Genomic DNA, 20,100 nt, shown 5'->3' with positions numbered 1-20,100 from the left:
ACCGCTCTACATAGCGGTTTTTTTTCGCCCCAATCTTCTCCTTTTTTATAACTCACAAAGCCTCCGGCAAGGACGAAAGCCTCCGGCAAGGACCGTCCTTGACATGAAGAAACCGCTCTACATAGCGGTTTTTTTTCGCCCCAATCTTCTCCTTTTTTATAACTCAATGTCAAGGACCGTCCTTGACATGCGAGCTCTGAAGAATATAAAATTTAACTATGCTTAGAAAATTCGATTTTTCAATAGGGGAATTTTATCATCTGTATACAAGAGGAACAGAAAAAAGAAAAATTTTTCTCGACCAAAAGGACTATCTTCGTTTTATGGTTCTTTTGTCTCTTTGTAATTCAAAAGAATCAATACATTTGAGCGATCACTGGAAAAAAAGTCCAACTGAACTGTTTGCTTTGCCAAAAAATGAGGGACTCGTGGACATTGGAGCATATTGTTTGATGCCAAATCATACGCATATTCTTGTTCATGAAAGAATTGAGGGAGGAATCAGCTCATTTGCGAAGAAGATTTTTACATCATATTCAATGTATATAAACAAAAAATATCATCGCACCGGCGGGCTCTTTGAGAGCAGATTTAAAGCCAAGCATTTGAATTCTAATGAATATCTGAAATATCAGTTTGCCTATATTCATTTGAATCCTATTAAACTTGTTCAATTTGACTGGAAGGAAAAAGGGATTATTGATATTATTGGAGCAAAAAAATTTCTTGAGGAGTATCGATATTCAAGTTATCAAGACTATATTGGAGTCAAAAGGCCGGAAAACATTATTTTGACAAAAGAAGCTTTTCCGGATTATTTCAGTGAGGATTTGGATTTTGAAGAATTCGTATCTTCTTGGCTGAATTTCAAAGAGGATGAGGAAGTATAAAACTCATCACCACGCCACCCGTATCAAGGACCGTCCTTGACATGGAGCTTCGCAATAAAAAGTGATTGGGGATATAATAGTAAGTAAGTATGAGTATGAAAAGAAATCAAAGTGGGTTTTCTTTGCTTGAGCTTTTGACGGTGATTGCAATCATCGGCATTTTGGCGACCATCGTTTTGGTGTCGCTTGCTAGTTCAAAATATCGAGCGACAGACGCCACGATAAAGGGTGAGCTTAAGAATGCGAGATTGCAGGCAGAGGTATATGGACAAGAAAAGGGGACATTCACTGGTGTGTGTGATGATGCGGATTTTGCCGCGCTCCTGAACGGTGCATCACAGGCATATAATAAAACTCCTAATGCTGATATATGTGGGGCGGATGGTACTGCATGGGCCGCGTATGTTCCACTGAAAAGCTCTTCCAGCAAAGCTTGGTGTGTTGATAGTAATGAAATAGAAAAAGAAATAACTAAGCTTTCGTGCCCGATCACTGATTGTAATCTGCCTTGTCCGACACCTCCCGGGGATGAGGGCGGGGGCGGTGGCGGGGGGACAGAAGATTCTTAGAAGGGAGCTCGCATGTTAAGGTTCAACCTTGACATGGGTGGTGGCACAAGGAAACTGTATAAGCTATAATATGCATATGTTGAAATCTTTCAAAAAAAATCTAACACCTAACACCTTACACCTCACACCTTCTCGTGGGTTCACCCTCATCGAACTCATGACGGTGATTGCGATAATTGTCATTTTGACTGCAATCGTATTGCCGAATCTAAATGCCGCGAGAATCAAGGGCAGGGATGCCAAGCGAATTTCAGATTTGAAGAGCATCCAGCTCGCCTTGGCGGTGTATTATGATAGTCATAGATCAACGGGGTATCCTTTAAGTTTAGATGCTTTAGTTTCTTCAGCTACATCGTATCTACCCTCAATGCCTAAGGACCCTCAGTTGAATTCATCTTATATATATTCAGCTTTAGGGTCGGGGACTTTTTGCGATAGTTATCATTTAGGGGCCATTATGGAAGGCAGTGCCGCCTCTGGATCGGATGATAATGATATAACCAGTCTGGGCACTGCATGTACCCGCGCGGTTGTTTCTGGTTCAGGTGAATCGGCCACAACTGGAGCTGTTTTTAATGGAAATGCAACGAACTGTTTGGCGGGTTCTACTGTGTCGCCCGACAAATGTTATGACGTAAAACCATAGCGTATGTTCACCAGTGCTTTAGTACCTATTCTTTTTTTTGTTTTCGGGTCAATCATCGGCAGTTTCTTAAATGTCGTAGCGCTCCGATACAACACGGGGCTCTCTTTAAACGGAAGGTCTGCGTGTTTTTCATGCGGAAAGACTCTCAAATGGTATGAGCTTTTTCCCATCTTTAGTTTCCTTTTTCAGCGGGGAAAATGCCGAGGATGCAAAAGCAAAATCTCTTCCCAATATCCAATCGTCGAAACTGTGACCGGCCTAGTTTTCCTCTCCACATATTTTAAATTCTTTTCCGATTTTTCTTTTTCATCTTCTTTTGCGTTACTCGTTACACGTTACACGTTACAAGTTACATCTCTTGTCTTCTTTCTTGTCGTCTTCTGCCTCTTGATCGTCATCGCCATCTACGACATCCACCACAAAATCATCCCCAATGGGCTCGTCTACGCTTTCATCGCTCTTTCTTTTCTTAAATTATTTTTCTTTTCCTCCTCTCTTACGTTACACGTTACAAGTTACATGTTTCCTTCTTTGCTTGAGCTCCTCGCCGGTCCAATCCTGTTCCTGCCTTTCTTCCTCCTCTGGTTTCTCTCCCGAGGCAAATGGATGGGCTTCGGCGATGGGAAGCTCGCGCTTGGTTTGGGCTGGCTCCTCGGCCTTCCGCAAGGCACGACTGCGGTTATGATTGCGTTTTACAGCGGTGCATTCGTGGGTCTTGGGCTTATCGCCTATAAGCACGTGGCGCGCAGGTTCAAAAGCAGAAGTTTTGCGTTGAATAAAAACACGAATCATCTTACAATGAAGAGTGAGATACCGTTCGGACCGTTCCTCATATTCGGGATATTTGTCGTCTTTTTCTTCTCGGTCAACTTTTTTCCGTTTTACATGTCACTTCTATAATACGAATTTATAAAAAGTTTGGGTAATTACCACCCCGTCTCGAAGACTCGACACCCCTTCCTACGGAAGCTATACACCTTTCGCTTTCGGAAGCCGAATACTCAAGGTCTTGCGAAGTTCTCCCAGAACTTCTCACCTTGGAAAAGGAGGGGAAGAAGATTTGGAAAAAGCTATGTTGAAATCTTTTAAAAAAAAATCTCTCCCCAATTCTCCTACGTTACACGTTACACGTTACACGTTACACTCCTCTCGGGGCTTTTCCCTCATCGAACTCGCCGTTACCATCACCATTTTTGTGGTTCTCACGACCGCTGTTCTTATAAAAAATTCCAGATTCCAGAGCGACCTGATTATCACAAACCTCGCGTATGAGATAGCGCTTACGATTCGTCAAGCCCAAACGTATGGGATTAATGTGAAGGCATATGATTCGACAAGTTTTAACTATGCCTACGGGGTTCATTTTGATGTCGGCACTTCGGCTGCTAAGGAGAAATTTCAATTGTTTGTTGATTTAGATGATAGCAATGTATATACAGAGGATCCACTAGAAGAGGTGTCCGCTTTTCAATTGAAAGCTAAAAATGTCATTTCTGACCTTTGTGTGTACCAAGTTAGTTCTGGGGGGGTCGGAGATTGCACTATTGATTTTGTCGACATAACATTTAAAAGACCAGAACCGGAGGCACTTATATGTATCGGAACTGATAGCTGTGAGGCGAAGCGTGCGGTTATCGAAGTCACGTCTCCAAAAGGTGTGAAAAGAACAGTAGAAGTAAAATCGACAGGGCAGATTTCTGTTCTAATGCCAAATTAAAAATACAAATATCAAAATGAAAAATGACAACCCGTCCGAACGCCAGCCCGACCCTTCCGACCGAATCATCCGGGCGGAAAGATTTATTCTGGCGGGGACACTCGTCCGGGCGGAAGCAAAATCTAAAATAAACGGTGTAAAGGGGGGGCTAACACCTTACACCTTACACCTTACACCTTCCCGCGGCTTCACCCTCATCGAGATGATTGTCTCCGTCACGCTCTTTATCGTGGTCATGGTAATTGCCGCGACCGCGATTTTAAGCATCACGAGCGCCAATCGCAAATCGCAATCAACAAAAGTGGCTGTGGACAACCTTAGCTTCGCTTTGGAAAACATGACGAGGCATATCCGAGTGGGGACAAGCTATAGTTGTGATGGCACTCCAGGCAATCATACAAATGCCACTTATGCAGGGGTAACAGGATGCAGTGAGTTTAGTTTTATGTATAAAAATCCAGCTCTACCTGGCTCGGATGCCTACAAGATTAGTTATAAATTTGACGTAAACAAAAAGGATATTCAAGTCATGGATGGGAAATATAATAATATTGAATGGGATTCCCTCACAGGCAGTGATTTAGTGATAGATACCACTCTCTCAAAGTTTTATGTCGAAGGGGCAAAGCCTTTCGCCTTGTCAACTCCGCCAAGTGACACGCTACAACCACATGTAATCATACTAATAAAAGGCACCGCAGGAGGGACAAATCCAAAAGAGAGAACCGATTTTAACTTGCAGGCGTCCGTGACGCAAAGCACACCAGATTTCTAATAAAATATCTAATATTCAAATCTTAAATTAATGAAATCATTCTTAAAAAACCTGACACCTAACACCTCACACCTTACACCTACTCGAGGAGGTTTTACGCTCATCGAAACCTTCATCGCCATCACCATCCTCATGATGGTCATTGTGGGTCCGCTTACCCTTGCGCAGAGGAGTCTAAGCTCCGCCAGCCTCACGAAGGACAAATTGACCGCGTATTTTTTGGCGCAAGATGCCATTGAATATATAAAAAAAATGAGGGATGACAAAGTGTTAGGAGCAGTCAATACCTCCGGTTGGACTGATTTTATTAATGGGGATATTTTTGATTGTTCTGGGAATTCGAACGACGTACCACAATGTACTATCGATACTTTAAGAGACAGTAGTAGCGCGATAAATCATTGTACATGGGGTTTTTGTCCCTACCTTAAATATTACGAAACAAGGAATAGTTACGGGTATGTCCAAGGGACTCCGTCTCCCTTCAAGAGGGGAGTAAAAGTCATGCTGTTGGATAATGGGTTCGGACAAAACGAAATGCAGGTTGAAGTTACTGTAGAATGGCAATCTCAAGGGTTTGGTAAACAGACAGTCGTTCTCAACGGGAATCTGCTGAATTGGTAGCCCCGAAGAAATGTAACAGGTAACATGTAACAATTGACCATGAAATCAAAAATGCAAAAAAGATTTTTCCATGTTACAAGTTACATGTTACATATTCACGTGGCTTCACCCCGTCAGTGAATTTTCCAGTTGCTCTTGTTTTGTAGAAACACAAACAATCAATAGCTTTATTTTAATCTCTACACACATATGTCTCACTTTACTCAAAAAAATACGAGCAAAACGACTGGAAAATCTACTGCGGGGTTCACCATTCTCTACGCAGTTTTAGTGTCCGTTCTTTTGCTTTCAATCGGAGTGAGCATTTACAGCATTTCGCTTAAGCAGTATCTTCTCTCTTCTTCTGCTATTGATTCACAAATATCTATGAATGCCGCGAATGCAGGTCTCGAATGCGCTCTGTATTGGGATAATAAGCAAAGGGCATTTAAGACAGATATTGATCCAGATTTTGGAGATGCAAATAATGGTTTTAGTCCGATTATCTGCAACAACATTTCAATAAGTCCCATTATTCCTTCTAGTGGCACTGTCACCACTTTTCAGACTGGTCCAGATACCTCAAACGCTCCTTGCGCAAAAGTAACGGTGACAAAATCATATATTCCTGATTGCCTTGGGGTTAACAGAATTAAAACAGAAATTATATCCGACGGATACAATTACTGCTCTTCCCACCCTCAAAAAGTAGAGAGGTCTCTTCGCGCAGAATACCCAAATTTCGTCTGCCCTTAAGAATCTAACTATACCCCCAAAATCCTCCAAGGGTTACCCTTGGCACGTAGGAATATGGCTTTTTCCAGCCAAGGGTAACCCTTGGCGGGTTTTTGGAGGAATCCTTTGAAGGAGGAAAGTGTATTTACTCAAAACAGGATTTATCCACTCGAGCGGGTAAACGCTGATTTGATGCTTTTTGTTATTATCGGGATAGGTTCTATAATAGTGGCATGACAAAAGCTCCAAAGGACACAAGGGAGAGGCTCGCAAAACTCAAAAAAACGATTGAACACCACAGGTATAATTACCACGTTCTTGACCGTGAAGATATTTCCGCCGAAGCTCTAGACTCATTGAAGAGAGAGCTTGTTTCTATTGAGACCGAATACCCCGAACTTACAACCGCCGACTCGCCTTCCCAAAGGATTTCAGGAAAGCCACTTCCGGAATTTAAAAAAGTTCCGCACAAAGTATCGCAATGGTCCTTTAACGACGCTTTTACGGAAGAAGATATCAAAAACTTTGATACGCGAGTCAAAAAATTTTTGAAATCATCATTCGGCAGTGACGTTGCTCCAACCTACACCTGCGAGCTCAAGATTGATGGGCTTAAGGTGGTTTTGGAATATGAGAACGGATTTTTAAAGACTGCGGCGACACGGGGTGATGGGGCGGTGGGAGAAGATGTGACGGAAAATGTCAAAACTATCGAATCGGTCCCGCTTCGCTTGTCCGAGGACGCCGATTGTATTGTGGAAGGGGAAGTGTGGATGAGCAAGAAGGAATTTAAGAAGTTGAACGAGGCGAGAAAAAAAGCCGGAGAGTCGCTCTTCGCAAATCCACGCAACGTTGCCGCGGGCTCAATCCGCCAGCTAGACCCTTCTATTGCGCGCGCAAGAAACCTCAAGACATTTATTTACGACATTGCGAGAATCGCTCGAGTTCCCGAGAGCCAATTTGAAGAACTTGAGACCCTTAGAAAACTCGGCTTCAAAGTGAATCCACACTATGCAAAATGCAAAACAATTTCCGAAGTGGTCAGTTTCTGGAAGGAGTGGCAAAAGAAAGCTCCCAAAGAAGATTATCTCGTAGACGGGGTGGTGGTCAAAGTAAACGAAAAAAAATATCAGGATGCTTTGGGGTACACCGGCAAGGCTCCGCGTTTTGGCGTCGCAATAAAATTTCCGGCAGAAGAGGTGACAACCACAGTTGAGGATATTACGCTTCAGATCGGGCGCACGGGAGTGCTTACCCCCGTTGCGCATTTGAAACCTGTGTCGGTCGCGGGCTCGACGGTGTCGAGAGCCACTTTACATAATGAAGACGAAATCAAAAGGCTTGATGTTCGGGTTGGCGATACGGTAATTTTACGGAAAGCTGGAGACGTCATTCCCGATATTGTGAAAGTGCTTCCCGAAATGCGCACCGGCAAAGAGAAACCTTTTCAATGGCCCTCGCACGTGGAAGCTTGTGGCGGGGACGGGAGCATTGAGCGCGTTCCCGGGGAGGCGGCGTGGAGGTGCGTAGAAAAGGATTCGTTGGCTCAACAAAAACGAAAGCTCTATTATTTTATTTCGAAGAAAGCTTTCAACATGGACGGTCTGGGGCCGAAAATTATAGACGTTCTTTTGGACAATAATCTTATCTCTTCGGCCTCCGATATTTTTGAGCTCAAAAAAGGTGATTTTGCCAACCTCCCGCGTTTTGGGGAAAAGTCTATAGATAATATTTTCGATTCCATTGAGAGTGCTCGGAAGACTACTCTACCTCGTTTTGTTATTTCACTCTCTATTCCACAGGTCGGCGAAGAGACGGCTCATGACCTTGCTTCGCATTTCAAAACTGTGGAAGCTATCCAAAATGCCGAAATAGAGGAACTTCAAGCCATAGAAGGGGTGGGACCCATCGTCGCGAACTCTATTGTTTTCTGGTTTTCCGAGAAAAAAAACCGCGAGCTTGTCCGGAAGCTCGTAAGGCAGGTGAAAATTGAAAGGGTGAAAAATGAAACAGCTGACTCAAAAAAATTATCTGGAAAAATATTTGTTCTTACTGGCGCGCTTTCCACGTTGGGCAGAGATGAAGCGAAAGAGCGAATTCGAAGCAGAGGAGGAGAGGTGTCGGGTTCCGTGTCGGCGAAAACCACCTATGTGGTGTCGGGCGAGAGCTCGGGAAGCAAATTGGAAAAAGCCCGCGCACTCGGGGTGAAGATTGTCAACGAGCAGGAATTTCTTGATCTGATTCGGTAAGGCTGTAGTGGCTAGGCCGTCACAGGAAATGAAAAAACCTTAGAAAGGTGGTATTATAAACATTATTATGATAACCGGTGAAGACATAGATAAACTAGCCGCTCTGTCCAGGATTGAGCTTAATTCAGAAGAGAAAAGTCGCTTTCAAAAAGAAATTGACTCTATTTTGTCGTATGTGGGAGAAATAAAGGAAGTTACTTCAAGTGTAAAAAAAGAGAAGGTAGTTCTTGGAGTTCACAACGTATTTCGAGAGGATAGCGGGCCTCATCAGAGCGGAATTTTTACAGAAGTCATACTTTCCAATATGCCGGAGAGGGAAGGGCAGTATTTGAAGGTGAAGAAGATTTTATGACACCGAACCGCACGGACAAAGAGCACGGAACAGAATCGGAGAAATTCCGTGACAGTTTCGAGTCTTTATTCCGAGTCAGTTCAGTGAACTGTTCATGATTAATTTAACAAACCTCACAATTGCAAAAGCTCATGAACATCTCACGAAAGGTGATTTTTCTGCCGTAGAATTGGCTAGCTCATATCTCGCTTCAATTGAAAGTCAAAACAAAGACGTGAACGCCTATCTCGAAGTGTTTGATGATGTGCTTTCACAAGCAAAATTTGCAGACGAAAAGCTGAAATCAAAAAATGCAACTGTACTCACCGGTATTCCACTTGCTCTCAAAGATAATATCTTAATGCAAGGCCATCGTGCAGGGGCGGCATCCAAAATTTTAGAAGGCTTTGTTGCACCCTATGACGCAACGGCGATTTCAAAACTTAAAAAAGAAGGCGCGGTTTTCTTGGGACGCACCAATATGGATGAGTTTGCGATGGGAAGTTCCACGGAAAATTCTGCTTACGGAGTTACAAAAAACCCTCTTGATTTTACGCGCGTTGCAGGCGGGTCTTCGGGAGGCTCGGCCGCGGCAGTTGCCATGGATGGCGCGCTTGCTTCCTTGGGGTCGGATACGGGAGGTTCGGTTCGCCAACCGGCGAGTTTTTGCGGAGTAGTTGGTTTGAAGCCCACCTATGGAGCTGTTTCTCGATACGGATTAATTGCCATGGGGTCTTCGCTTGATCAAATCGGTCCCATTGGGAAAACTGTCGAAGATGTTGAAATACTATTTAACGCGATAAAGGGTAAAGATTCAATGGACAGCACCTCTTTTGACCCTCTTCCTAACACCTCACACCTTTCACCTAAGAACCTCACTGTCGGAGTTCCATACCACTTTATGAAAGAGGGAATAGACGCAGATGTTCTAAGAAATTTCGAGGACTCGATAAAAAAACTTCAAGCTCTTGGGTACAAAGTGAAAGAAATCACATTGCCCAATATTAAATATTCCCTTGCAGTCTACTACATCATCATGCCGGCGGAGAGCTCTTCAAACTTAGCTCGTTTTGACGGCGTCAAATACGGTATGAAAAAAAACGGAGAAAATCTTTTGGGAGATTATCTGAACACGCGAAGTTTTGGCTTTGGACCGGAAGTTCGAAGAAGGATCATGCTCGGCAACTACATTCTTTCTTCCGGATATTATGACGCATATTACAACAGGGCTCATAGCGTAACGGGGCTTATTAAGCACGATTTTAAAAATGCTTTCGAAGGGGTTGACGTTATTGCCACTCCGACATCTCCAACTCCCGCTTTCAAAATTGGAGAAAAATCCACAGATCCGCTCTCCATGTATCTTTCTGATATTTTTACCGTAACCGCAAACATGGCCGGAATTCCTGCGATATCGCTACCTTCGGGCTTTGCAAAACGCGATGGAAAAGAGCTTCCACTCGGTTTTCAGATTATGGCTCCGCACCAACGAGAAGATTTGTTGTTTGAAATAGGAAAAAAATTCGAAGCACGAAATCCGAAATCCGAAAAAAATTAAAAATTCAAAACAATAAAAATTAAGAAAAAACTCTTTATTTTCTCTATTATTACTTTGACTCCATATCCTGTTACCACTCCCTCTTTGACGGCTCGCAGGATATTTTTGTTAAAATTATTAGTTTGTAAAACCAGTCTTATAAGCTATATTTAATATGTATGATTACAAATGAAATGCTCTCATATGTTCGCAGTGAACTCTCAAAGGGCTTGAATAATGATGCTATCAAACAAAATCTTATTCAGGGCGGGGGCTGGTCAGAGTCAGACGCCAACGAAGTATTTAATGTTATACAAGGTCATAAAAAATCTAGTCATTCCAACTTACTTCCTATATTGTCAGTGGTTGTTATTCTACTAATAGTTGGTGCTGTTGGTGTCGGAACTTACTATTACTTTCTCCCAATACAGTCGACAAATTTATCTGAGCAACCTCTTTCGTCTCCGGCTGTCATTGAGAGTGATAATTCGGTAAATAATGCGACATCGTCCCCATTTATTTCAGCCACCTCCTCTGTCAGTGCCGATAATACGATAGACAATCCCACTGGTAAAATTTCTTCAGATCTACAAACCAACAATATAAGCAATCAGGGCAAGGATGATGTTCCCCAGTCTCCTTCAGCCTCTTATGGAAATATGAATGTTGTCATAATTTCCCAACCGGAATATATCAAGACCCATGAGGGCTTGGAGATCATTTTGTCGATTGGGGTAGGAGAATTATTATCGGACCAAAAGATAACATTAATTCCTGATTTGCATGTAGAGGCCCAGGTAAAAAATGATGATACTGGTGAAGTTGTAATGAACACAATTCTTACAGACGATAATATTAATGGGTATGGTCCGGCACATGATGGAAAATACTTTGCAATGCCAATCACTGATTTAAAACCTGCTGATTATCATGTGTATTACACTGTTACTGGAAAAGATATACATGGAAAAGAAATTACCCACAAATCTATTTCTGTCCAAGAGTCTACTTATATCACTATTTCATCAGGTGATGCACAGTTTATTAAGCTTGACGATGAATCAATAGACATCACAGGTAATGGGAAAGCTGATATTATAAATGTCGGTTTTTGGTTAGATGCCAAAAAAGCAGGAGGCTACATTGTATCCGCTACTTTTGTGTGTCCCAACGGTCAAGAGATTGGAAGGTCTGGCCAGTTTAGTCTTATGGTTGGTGCTCAACGTGTGTCCCTTATGCTAGATTCCAGGGATAATGGGGATAAGATGTCTAATGGGGTGTATAAAATTAAAGATATTTCGCTGTTCGAAACAGACAGCAGGGTACACTGGGTTGATGATTGGTTTGGTGATGAGGGGACGTATACAACAAAGAATTACACCGTTAGGTGATAAATAAAGTCTTTATTATTCTCTATTTCTTTTTTCGAATTTCGTGCTTCGAATTTCGGATTTATTAAATACTATGGCTGACGAAAAAAAATCAAAAGAAACAACGAGCGGGGCGCCGAGCATGAAAAATGCGGGGGAGAGAATCGCGGGTATTGTCGCATTTCTCGTAGTAATCGCCCTCATACTTTACCGCTTGGGGGGCGAGGGGGGAGTGGGTGCCATACTTCCCAACATGAGGGAATGGTTTATCACTTTTCTCCATGAAAATGCTTTCGGTAGGTTTTTGGCGAGCGTTCTTTTTGTGCTTCAATTTTTCGGCACGTACCTTGCGCTCCTCCTCCTTATCGGAATTGTGTACGTCCTTATGAAGCTCACCGCCCTCAACAAGGAAGAGAGGCATCTGTATAAGAAAGAAGAATCTGCTCTGGCTCCCGCGCATGGAAAGGCGGAAAATCAAAAATGGACTCGTGTTACAGAACATCTTTCTTCCGACAATCCGAGCGATTGGCGTCTGGCCATTCTCGAAGCCGATATCATTCTTGAGGAGACGTTGGAGAAAAAAGGATTCCTCGGACAGACGCTTGGAGAGAAATTAAAAAATTTGAACAAAGGCGATTTTCCTGATTTGGACAAAGCGTGGGAGGCGCACAAAATCCGAAATCTAATTGCCCATGAGGGAGCCAACTTTTTAATTTCCGAACGCGAGGCGAAGCGAGTAATCGAACTTTACAAAGAGGTGCTCCGCACGGAAGTGTAACGCAAAACGTGTAGCGTGTAACGTAAGAAAAAGAAATATCTTTTCAGATGTTGCAAGTTACACGCTACACGTTACACTCTGCTTTCGTGGTTGACAAGAAAAAAGTAATCTATATGATACTCATCATGATAAATAAAGCGTGGTCATTCTTCTATTTCTTTTTTACCAGCTCAATTTCGAGAGCTCATCTTTGCGATTGTTAAGAAGACCACTTTACTCCTAAACAATATCAAAAACGAGCTCTTGATGAGCTCGTTTTTGTTTACCAATTTTTAAATGGGTCGCAAAAATTAGGTCTTTGAAAATTTTCCCGGAAACGGCTTGCTCGAACACCATTTGAGTAAACCGTTTTCGGGAAGTTCGCAACTTTTCGTTAGTCTCACAACTCAACAATCGAAAGAGGACAAAGCTATGATAATTCAAATGTCAGCGGGAATCTCGGCTCGAAGCTCTGAAGTAAGAGCTGTCGTCGAGAAAGCAAAAATGTACGAGCTGAACCCGGAAGTCAAAGAAGCGAGAGGTAAACGGTTTACCGTGACTGAAGTTCTACTCAAGGACGGATCCGCCCGGACTTGTTCTGTAGCGGAACACATCTTCAGAATGTTAGGTGTCGATACGGTGCGTCGTGTCACGCCTCCTCAAGTGACAGTCAGATCAAAACACGGCGACTATAACCAGATCAGATTGGGCTCAATAACTATTGGCGCCGGCTTACCCTGTCTTCCGGTTATAGGGCCATGCACGGTTGATATTTCTGTCGGAAAAATTGCAAAAAAACTTGCTGATTGCGGAGTAAAAGCAATCCGAGGTGGCTGTTGGAAGCCTCGCTCAAACCCTTATTCTTTCCCCGGGTTTGGGGAGCAAGCCCTCTACTGGCTTCTCAAGGCGGCGAAGGATACCCGTATGGAGGCCGTTTTTACCGAAGTCATCGAATCCCACCAAATCAAAATGGTCGAGGACACTGTGAAAATGGTTGGCTACAAAGGCACAGTTGTCCTTTGGGTTGGTGCTCGAACCTCAAACCTCCTCCTCCTTCGAGCTCTCGGAAATCAACATCAGTTTCCTGTGATGCTTAAGCATGGTCTCGACGATGAGAAAGTTGATGACCTCTTTGCGCGAGCCGAATGGGTCCTTGCCGGGGAACAGAAGTGGCTTCGAAATGGACGCCTTGATAACAGAAAAAGCCTACGTGCGGGTAATCAAAAGCTTATTCTCTGTCTTCGCGGTTTACGAAATCAAGATCCACAGAGCATGTGGCGTTTCTCGCCCAATAATCATTGGGCGGAAACAATACAAGCCCATTCTTGGGCTCCAGTCGCTATCGATCCTTCGCACAGCGCTGGGACCATGGACAATGATCTTGTTTTCATGAGCATCGCCGACGCCTTGGTGCATAATCCAGCGATGATCCTGGTTGAAGGAGGTTACCCCGAAAATGGATCAAAAGGTCTCTGCGACGCGGCACAATCAATCCCCATCGGAAGGATTCCCGAAGTCTTGAAGATGGTTGATGACCGCAATCGGAGACTGCACGACGCGAAATAAGTAGTGTTGAAACGCGGCCCGAATCATCAGTTGATTTGGGCTTTTTTTACTCCCTAAAAAATAAAATATAATGTCCACATCTAAAATCATCCACAGTCAATTCATTGATGGGAATCTCTTGAGGTGGTTTAATTATGGATAGAAGTGCGACAAATCTTTTGGCGTGACGAAAAAATCTCTCCAGCCCGCGTTGGACGAGAGGACTAAAATTCCCGTTGTCATTTAAGAATGTCAAACGACTAGAAATAGTTTTGTACCATGAAAAATCTGATTGCCTCTATCACGGTCGCCACGATTCTTTTCGCAGTCGGCCTCAAAGCCAGAGAGCAAGTGAATGGGGAGACCTTTCTCAATTCTCGCACAAACACAAACCCAACCCGACTTATCTTGACGGAGAAAAATAAGTCGGCGAGGGACGTGGCTTTGGCACTGTCCAATGTGCGTGTTGTTTATAAACTCTCTTCGGGTTCCCTCATTGTGGAGAAACCGAGCTCTTCGGCCGTGCGCGCTTCCCTCGAGGAAGCTTACATCGTTGAAGAAGACGCGCTTGAAGACCCGAGCGTCTTTCTTCGAGTATCGCCGAACGACCCATTGTTTCACTATAATGTGAACCTTCCTCCAGTTCCCTGGGAAGGTAGCCCCGGCATTTTCGGACGAAAGACCTATGCCTGGTACGCGACCAACACGGGTATTTCAATCGAGCTGTATGAAAGCGGCTTGATGATCTCAAGTGTTCCGGCAACAACAAACGCCTCGATTGGACTTGAGGAAGCGTGGGACATACAAGCGTCAGGAGAGGGTGTCATTGTTGCGATAGTTGACACAGGGATAAAATATGATCACCCCGACCTTGGTGGCGTTGTGTGGGACGGACAACCTCTCGACTCAAATATCTTTGACACAGCGGGCCACGGAACGCAAATGGCGGGAGTCATCGCCGCGGTTATTAACAACAACATCGGCACAGTTGGAATTTGCCCGGGATGTAAACTTGTCGCGTGCAAAATCCGGAATTTCCTGCTATCCGAGATTCTCATCGGAATGTCAAAAGCCGTAGAATCGCCCGGGAGAATCATTAACTGCTCGTGGGGGGTGGCGCAAAACTCTACCGCGCTTCTTGGTCTTTGCAAACAGGCGGAGGCTCTTGGAAAAATAATTGTGGCCGCTCCACTGAACTCGAACATAGACTACAACGGGGTGCTGGACGATTACCCAATAAAGTGGGGGCAAAGTCCAACAAATCCTGACGGGCTCAGAAATTTAGCGGTGCCAGTTCCCACCATGCCGGACGACCGGGCCTTGGCCGGGGCGTCGGCAAGCGGGAATTTGTTCATTGATTACGGAGCTCCGGGCTATGCGATTGCCACAACCGGTTTCACGGCGACATTTCCTTACATCTATGCCAATGGTTCGTCGCTTGCCGTCGGAATCGTATCCGGCTCGTTGGCTCTCATTATGGCCCACTATCCCGAGGAGCCCTCTGCGCTTGCCTTGAAACGTCTGGGCTACACCGTAGATACGCCGACTGCCGAACTTCAGGCAAAGACAAAGTACGGTGGCAGGATCAACCTTCTGCATGCCTTGCAACTTGCATGGCCGAAGGTTAGCATTGCGTTATCGGATCCGAGCACTCTTTCGATTGTTCTTTCCGATCTGTTCACAAATAGGACGCAGACGCTCCTTGTGTCAACCGATCTCGTCACATGGTCGACGCAGATTTCGTCGTTTACCGCGACCAACAGTACCATGACCTTTACGGAGCCTCTCACGGACAGTAAGTTTTTTAGACTGTCATTTTGAGGGCTATGGTTCGGTCTTCATCATCCCCGCGCCGTCATTGACAGCGTAGGGATTTTTTTGACTTTTTCTGATTGTTGTTCAGTTACCCTTTGTCACCCCAATTCTGAGAGATAGTCACCTCATAAGGGTAACTGCACATTTGTTTGACATCCTTATTCCTTTCTATATAATAATCCGTACCCTAGATTTCTGGCCATTTTTCTTACTTAGGTAAGAGAAAGTGTATTGGCTCGTCCAATTTGTGCCGGAGGGGGGTCAGAACTTTGACAATTCAAGTTGAAATAAAATAAGAACGTATAATCAACACAATGTGTTGAAAATGTGCAAGTCAATCTTTTCAGATTACATGGTCTGAAAAGAAATAATTCTTTTTGTGCAAATAGCAATAGTGCAAAAAGATACATGTAATAATTCAAGAGCAGGTAGAACTCGGTAGAATCTAGAATCTAGATTCAGGATTCATGAATAAAGAAGAAAGAATTCGCTTTGCGAATAATAGTATTCTTTGTTTTGTTCCGTTCAAAAATTATTTACTCTGTAAATAATTTATATTAAGAGTTTGATCCTAGCTCAGGATGAACGCTGGCGGCGTGGATAAGGCATGCAAGTCAAGGGGGTGTGCGGAGCACACAGTTTGTAAAGTGGAAAGTTATAAGGTTTATAAAGTAAGATTGAATTCTAACTTTATGAACTTGATAACTTTATGAACTTTATAACTTGTGCGCTTCGCGCACAACCGGCAGACGAGGTAGTAACACGTAGGTACGTACCCCGAAGTCGAGCATAACTAGCCGAAAGGTTAGATAATTCTCGATAGTCCGAGCACCACTTTGAGTCTAATATAGTGAGTAAGATTTTATGTAAACCATAAGGTAAATATAGTATTGAAAAAAATATTGGAAATAAAGTGGTGCTCGGTAAAGATTTATCGCTTTGGGAGCGGCCTGCGAAGTATCAGCTAGTTGGTAGGGTAATGGCCTACCAAGGCTATGACGCTTAGGGGGAGTGAGAGCTCGATCCCCACCGATGGAACTGAGATAAAAGTTGTCTCCATGTGGAGTAATCTGCATGTAAAAACCAACTCATAACGGTGGAATCTCTATGATATAATTTATTCATGGAGACAATACCGTGGGAAGCTTACAAAATGTAAAATGTAAATATCAAAAATCAAAATGACAACGTAAAATTGAAAATTTTTAATTTTTAACTGTCATTTTACACTTTGACTTTTCAATTTTGATTTAGTATAGCCCCGTAACGACTTCTCCTCAAAAGGAGGGAGTTATCGTAATGCAATGAAAGAGCTAAAACGATAGCTAACATGTTGGCCCCAAATAATTTTATGTTTTTTGGGTGAAGGTATAGTCTGATACTCTTCGTGAGAGGAGAAAACACTATGACGGTCCATACACCTACGGGTGGCCGCAGTCGAGAATCTTCCGCAATGGGCGAAAGCCTGACGGAGCGACGCCGCGTGACTGATGAAGTCCTTCGGGACGTAAAGGTCTTTTGGGAGTGAAAAAGTTTATTGATATTAGCTCCAGAATAAGGGGTTGCTAAACTCGTGAAAAGTACAGTTAGCGCTGTACAATTCTAAAAAATTAGCATTAAGACTTGTATTACCGTGCGCGACTTAGAGCTGTAAAGCTCTTCGAAAACTTGGCTTATATGCTGGAAAACTGTAGAGAGCTGCGTCCGCCTTTGGCGGATTCTCCACAGTCAATCAGCAGGGAAGTCGGTTATAATTAAGGGAATGACCTTAATGCAAACACAACAGTATGTTCTAACAGGGCTTTTACTTGGAGATGGGTGTCTTGAGTTCGATAAATTCAAGGCAAGCCGTTTACAGGTGAAGCAATCAATTAATAAGAAAGAATATGTATTTTGGCTTTATCGGCATTTCGCTGGTTTAGTTAAAACTGCTCCTAAGCAAAGGCAGGATACACTTCAATGGTATTTCAGCACAAGATCTCTTCCAATAATGGAAACTTGGAGACAAGTTTTTTATCGAGGAAGAAGAAAAATTGTTCCAAAAAATATCAGTAAATTATTAATTTCACCGATTACATTGGCCGTATGGTTTATGGATGACGGGACTTTAGATTATAGAATCAAGTCTCATTATTCATTTACTTACAGCACCGATGCTTTTACGGTGAAGGAGGTTACACTTTTGAAAAATACTCTGTTAGAAAACTTTGGAATTGAATCTACGATTCAGACTCCAACTTCAAGAGGAAAAAAATATACTAAATTGTATATTGGAAAAAATGGACGTGATAAATTTTTAAAAATTGTCCGACCATATATCCTCAACTGTTTTGCATATAAGATGCCTCCGATTATGGCTTGACCCCTCAGAGACTGATCCTGCGTCCGCCTTTGGCGGATTGAGGGTGAGATGGAAGGTTTCCATCAGACGCCGAGCTCCTTCATAAGAAGGATGATGATATAGTCCGATCCTTGTAGCAATATAAGAGAGAGGCCAGCAGCAGCGGTAATACGAGTGCCCCAAGCGTTATCCGGAATTATTGGGCGTAAAGGGTCAGTAGGCGGTCTAGTTAGTCTTTTGTTAAATTCTTCGGCTCAACCGGGGGCATGCAGGGGAAACGGCTAGACTTGAGGATGCGAGAGGTGAATGGAACTCATAGTGTAGGGGTGAAATCCGTTGATATTATGGGGAACACCAAAAGCGAAGGCAATTCACTGGCGCACTCCTGACGCTGAATGACGAAAGCGTGGGTAGCGAATGGGATCTCGTTCACACATTCTTTTTTCAAACGATGCTTCGGTAATTGAAAATTATAGTCGCTTTGCGACGAAAAATTCATGAGTCGCTTCACTCCTGAAGCCAGATGAATTTTTCTGCAGAGCTCCTTAATTTTCAAATTGCCTTTCGCAAATGTTTGAAAGAAAGAATATGTTCACTTTTTTGTCTAAGAAAAAAGACAAGAGTGAGAAGTAGGGGTACTTCGAAGAGTGGTCCCCCAGCACTAGAGAAAGTGCTGGGATAATTTGGCTATATGCTGGAAACTCCGAGTATCTTCAAGTACGAGCGATCGTAAAAATCTTGAAGTGCGACCTAATCCGTGAGAACGGACGGCCAACGGACAATCAGCAGGGAAGATCCGCCGTATTTGGCGGAAACCCTCAGAGACTATACGCCAAACCGAGCACCAGAATGGTGCTTGGAAGATATAGTCCGAACTGCATGGCGACATGCAGAGTGCGGCAGAAATGCCCGCACCAGAGTAAGATAGTTAAAAGTTTTTAAAGTTATCAAGTTATAAAGTCAGAATTAAATCTTGCTTTATAACCTTATAACTTTCTACTTTATAACTTCTATTTTGCAACAAATTTGTAGATACCCCAGTAGTCCACGCCCTAAACGATCTTCTCTAGCTTTTCGGAGTATCGACCCTCTGAGAGGCGAAGCTAACGCGTTAAGAGAAGCGCCTGGGTAGTACGGCCGCAAGGCTAAAACTCAAAGGAATAGACGGGGACTTGCACAAGCAGTGGATCATGTGGTTTAATTCGTCGACAAACGAAGAACCTTACCAGGATTTGAAACCTAGCTGAAGCTATGCAGAAACGTGTAGCGTCTCACAAGGACAGTTAGGCAGGTGATGCATGGCCGTCGTCAGTTCGTGGTTTGAACTCAATTCGGACCCTTCTCGAGAGATCGAGATGAAAAAATCAGCTCATAACGGGGGAACCCAAATATAGTTAAGAAATGTTATACTTAAATATATGGGCAATCCCGTGGGAAGTTTGGAAGTTCCAATTGTATTGACTGCTCGAAAGCGGATCAAACTTTTCGTGTCAGAACGACAAAAAGAAATTCTCATAGGATGTATTCTCGGTGATGCATATATTTCCCCTTTAGGAAAAATACGCATTGAACATTCAACAAAGCAAAAAGAATATGTTGAATGGAAACATAAAGAATTATGTTCTTTATGTTACGGAGCACGACCAAGAGAAATAATTCATAGACTTGCTACTACAGGAAGAGAATATCAATCGATATTTTTTCTACTTCGACAATTCTTTAGGCCTTGGCGAACAATTTTCTATGAGGAGAGAACAAAAATCTTTCCCAAAGATTTGCGAGTCAGTCCTTTGTCGCTAGCAGTATGGTATATGGATGATGGTTGTTGGACAGGAAAGAAAAGTCTAATTTCGACAGAAAGTTTTAAAGGAAAATATAAAGAGTATATGCAGAACGTGTTATTGAGACAATATGGAATCGAGACAGTAATAGGTAAGAACGAAAAAATGGTTATTCGAAAAAAATCTCATTCAATATTTTATTCACTCATAACGCCTTATATTATTCCTAGTATGCAATACAAGCTCCCAAACCCTGTAACGACTCAATCAGAATAAGATTGGAGTTATCTTTAATACAGATAGCTAACACGCTGATCCCCTAATCCGCTAGCGCGGAAAGGGTGAAGGTATAGTCTGGTTTCTAAAGAAATTTAGGAAGTTAAGGAATTGTTCCCTTAAGTGGGGTAACGAACGCAACCCTCGTTGGCTGTTACAAGTG

General features: G+C 43.2%; 17 protein-coding genes, 1 rRNA gene and 1 other annotated feature. All 18 genes read left to right on the top strand.

Translation table 11 applies throughout. The features are described from left to right. Nucleotides 1-218 precede the first annotated feature (218 nt). The 18 genes from ABI430_04700 (at nucleotide 219) to ABI430_04615 (ending at nucleotide 19,937) form a co-directional block, all read left to right on the top strand. Nucleotides 219-890, top strand: coding sequence for a transposase (locus ABI430_04700; protein ID MEO8638168.1), 672 nt, complete (start codon nucleotides 219-221; stop codon nucleotides 888-890). A gap of 89 nt (nucleotides 891-979) precedes the next feature. Then, the gene (locus ABI430_04695) at nucleotides 980-1,459 is read left to right on the top strand and encodes a type II secretion system protein (GenBank protein MEO8638167.1); all 480 of its coding nucleotides are present in this window, start codon (nucleotides 980-982) and stop codon (nucleotides 1,457-1,459) included. A 70-nt stretch (nucleotides 1,460-1,529) separates the two neighbouring features. Continuing rightward, nucleotides 1,530-2,105, top strand: coding sequence for a prepilin-type N-terminal cleavage/methylation domain-containing protein (locus ABI430_04690; GenBank protein MEO8638166.1), 576 nt, complete (start codon nucleotides 1,530-1,532; stop codon nucleotides 2,103-2,105). A 3-nt stretch (nucleotides 2,106-2,108) separates the two neighbouring features. Next, a complete protein-coding gene (locus tag ABI430_04685; protein MEO8638165.1) occupies nucleotides 2,109-3,005 on the top strand; it encodes a prepilin peptidase in 897 nt (298 codons plus the stop codon). A gap of 172 nt (nucleotides 3,006-3,177) precedes the next feature. Next, complete coding sequence (locus ABI430_04680) at nucleotides 3,178-3,822, top strand: type II secretion system protein (protein MEO8638164.1); 645 nt, start codon at nucleotides 3,178-3,180, stop codon at nucleotides 3,820-3,822. A gap of 16 nt (nucleotides 3,823-3,838) precedes the next feature. Then, entirely contained in the window at nucleotides 3,839-4,597 is a 759-nt protein-coding gene (locus ABI430_04675) for a type II secretion system protein (protein ID MEO8638163.1), read from the top strand. Between the two features lie 30 nt (nucleotides 4,598-4,627). Next, entirely contained in the window at nucleotides 4,628-5,221 is a 594-nt protein-coding gene (locus tag ABI430_04670) for a hypothetical protein (GenBank protein MEO8638162.1), read from the top strand. A 189-nt stretch (nucleotides 5,222-5,410) separates the two neighbouring features. Further along, nucleotides 5,411-5,956 (top strand): hypothetical protein, encoded by a 546-nt coding sequence (locus ABI430_04665; protein MEO8638161.1) that lies wholly within the window; start codon nucleotides 5,411-5,413, stop codon nucleotides 5,954-5,956. A 212-nt stretch (nucleotides 5,957-6,168) separates the two neighbouring features. Beyond that, on the top strand, nucleotides 6,169-8,184 hold the full coding sequence (gene ligA / locus ABI430_04660; GenBank protein ID MEO8638160.1) for an NAD-dependent DNA ligase LigA: 2,016 nt from the start codon (nucleotides 6,169-6,171) through the stop codon (nucleotides 8,182-8,184). 67 nt (nucleotides 8,185-8,251) lie between these two features. Beyond that, nucleotides 8,252-8,536: an Asp-tRNA(Asn)/Glu-tRNA(Gln) amidotransferase subunit GatC gene (gene gatC / locus ABI430_04655; GenBank protein ID MEO8638159.1), complete on the top strand. Its 285-nt coding sequence runs from the start codon at nucleotides 8,252-8,254 to the stop codon at nucleotides 8,534-8,536. A 94-nt stretch (nucleotides 8,537-8,630) separates the two neighbouring features. Next, nucleotides 8,631-10,073, top strand: a complete 1,443-nt coding sequence (gatA, locus tag ABI430_04650) for an Asp-tRNA(Asn)/Glu-tRNA(Gln) amidotransferase subunit GatA (protein ID MEO8638158.1) — start codon at nucleotides 8,631-8,633, stop codon at nucleotides 10,071-10,073. 158 nt (nucleotides 10,074-10,231) lie between these two features. Continuing rightward, nucleotides 10,232-11,443 (top strand): hypothetical protein, encoded by a 1,212-nt coding sequence (locus ABI430_04645; protein MEO8638157.1) that lies wholly within the window; start codon nucleotides 10,232-10,234, stop codon nucleotides 11,441-11,443. A gap of 73 nt (nucleotides 11,444-11,516) precedes the next feature. Beyond that, nucleotides 11,517-12,200 carry a hypothetical protein gene (locus ABI430_04640; GenBank protein MEO8638156.1) on the top strand — a complete coding sequence of 228 codons (684 nt, stop codon included), beginning with the start codon at nucleotides 11,517-11,519 and terminating at the stop codon, nucleotides 12,198-12,200. Between the two features lie 411 nt (nucleotides 12,201-12,611). Then, entirely contained in the window at nucleotides 12,612-13,745 is a 1,134-nt protein-coding gene (locus tag ABI430_04635; protein ID MEO8638155.1) for a hypothetical protein, read from the top strand. A gap of 258 nt (nucleotides 13,746-14,003) precedes the next feature. Beyond that, nucleotides 14,004-15,545, top strand: a complete 1,542-nt coding sequence (locus ABI430_04630) for a S8 family serine peptidase (GenBank protein MEO8638154.1) — start codon at nucleotides 14,004-14,006, stop codon at nucleotides 15,543-15,545. 555 nt (nucleotides 15,546-16,100) lie between these two features. Next, a 16S ribosomal RNA gene (locus tag ABI430_04625) occupies nucleotides 16,101-17,137 on the top strand. Nucleotides 17,138-17,301: 164 nt separating this feature from the next. Continuing rightward, nucleotides 17,302-17,901 carry a hypothetical protein gene (locus tag ABI430_04620; GenBank protein MEO8638153.1) on the top strand — a complete coding sequence of 200 codons (600 nt, stop codon included), beginning with the start codon at nucleotides 17,302-17,304 and terminating at the stop codon, nucleotides 17,899-17,901. Nucleotides 17,902-18,072: 171 nt separating this feature from the next. After that, nucleotides 18,073-19,005: a sequence feature (16S ribosomal RNA rRNA prediction is too short), on the top strand. Between the two features lie 293 nt (nucleotides 19,006-19,298). After that, nucleotides 19,299-19,937 carry a hypothetical protein gene (locus ABI430_04615; protein MEO8638152.1) on the top strand — a complete coding sequence of 213 codons (639 nt, stop codon included), beginning with the start codon at nucleotides 19,299-19,301 and terminating at the stop codon, nucleotides 19,935-19,937. The last annotated feature ends 163 nt before the right edge of the window (nucleotides 19,938-20,100 follow it).

Source organism: Candidatus Taylorbacteria bacterium (genome assembly GCA_039934295.1).
Classification (GTDB): domain Bacteria; phylum Patescibacteriota; class Minisyncoccia; order Phycocordibacterales; family HO2-43-120; genus HO2-43-120.
This window is presented reverse-complemented; position numbering and strand designations above follow the sequence as displayed.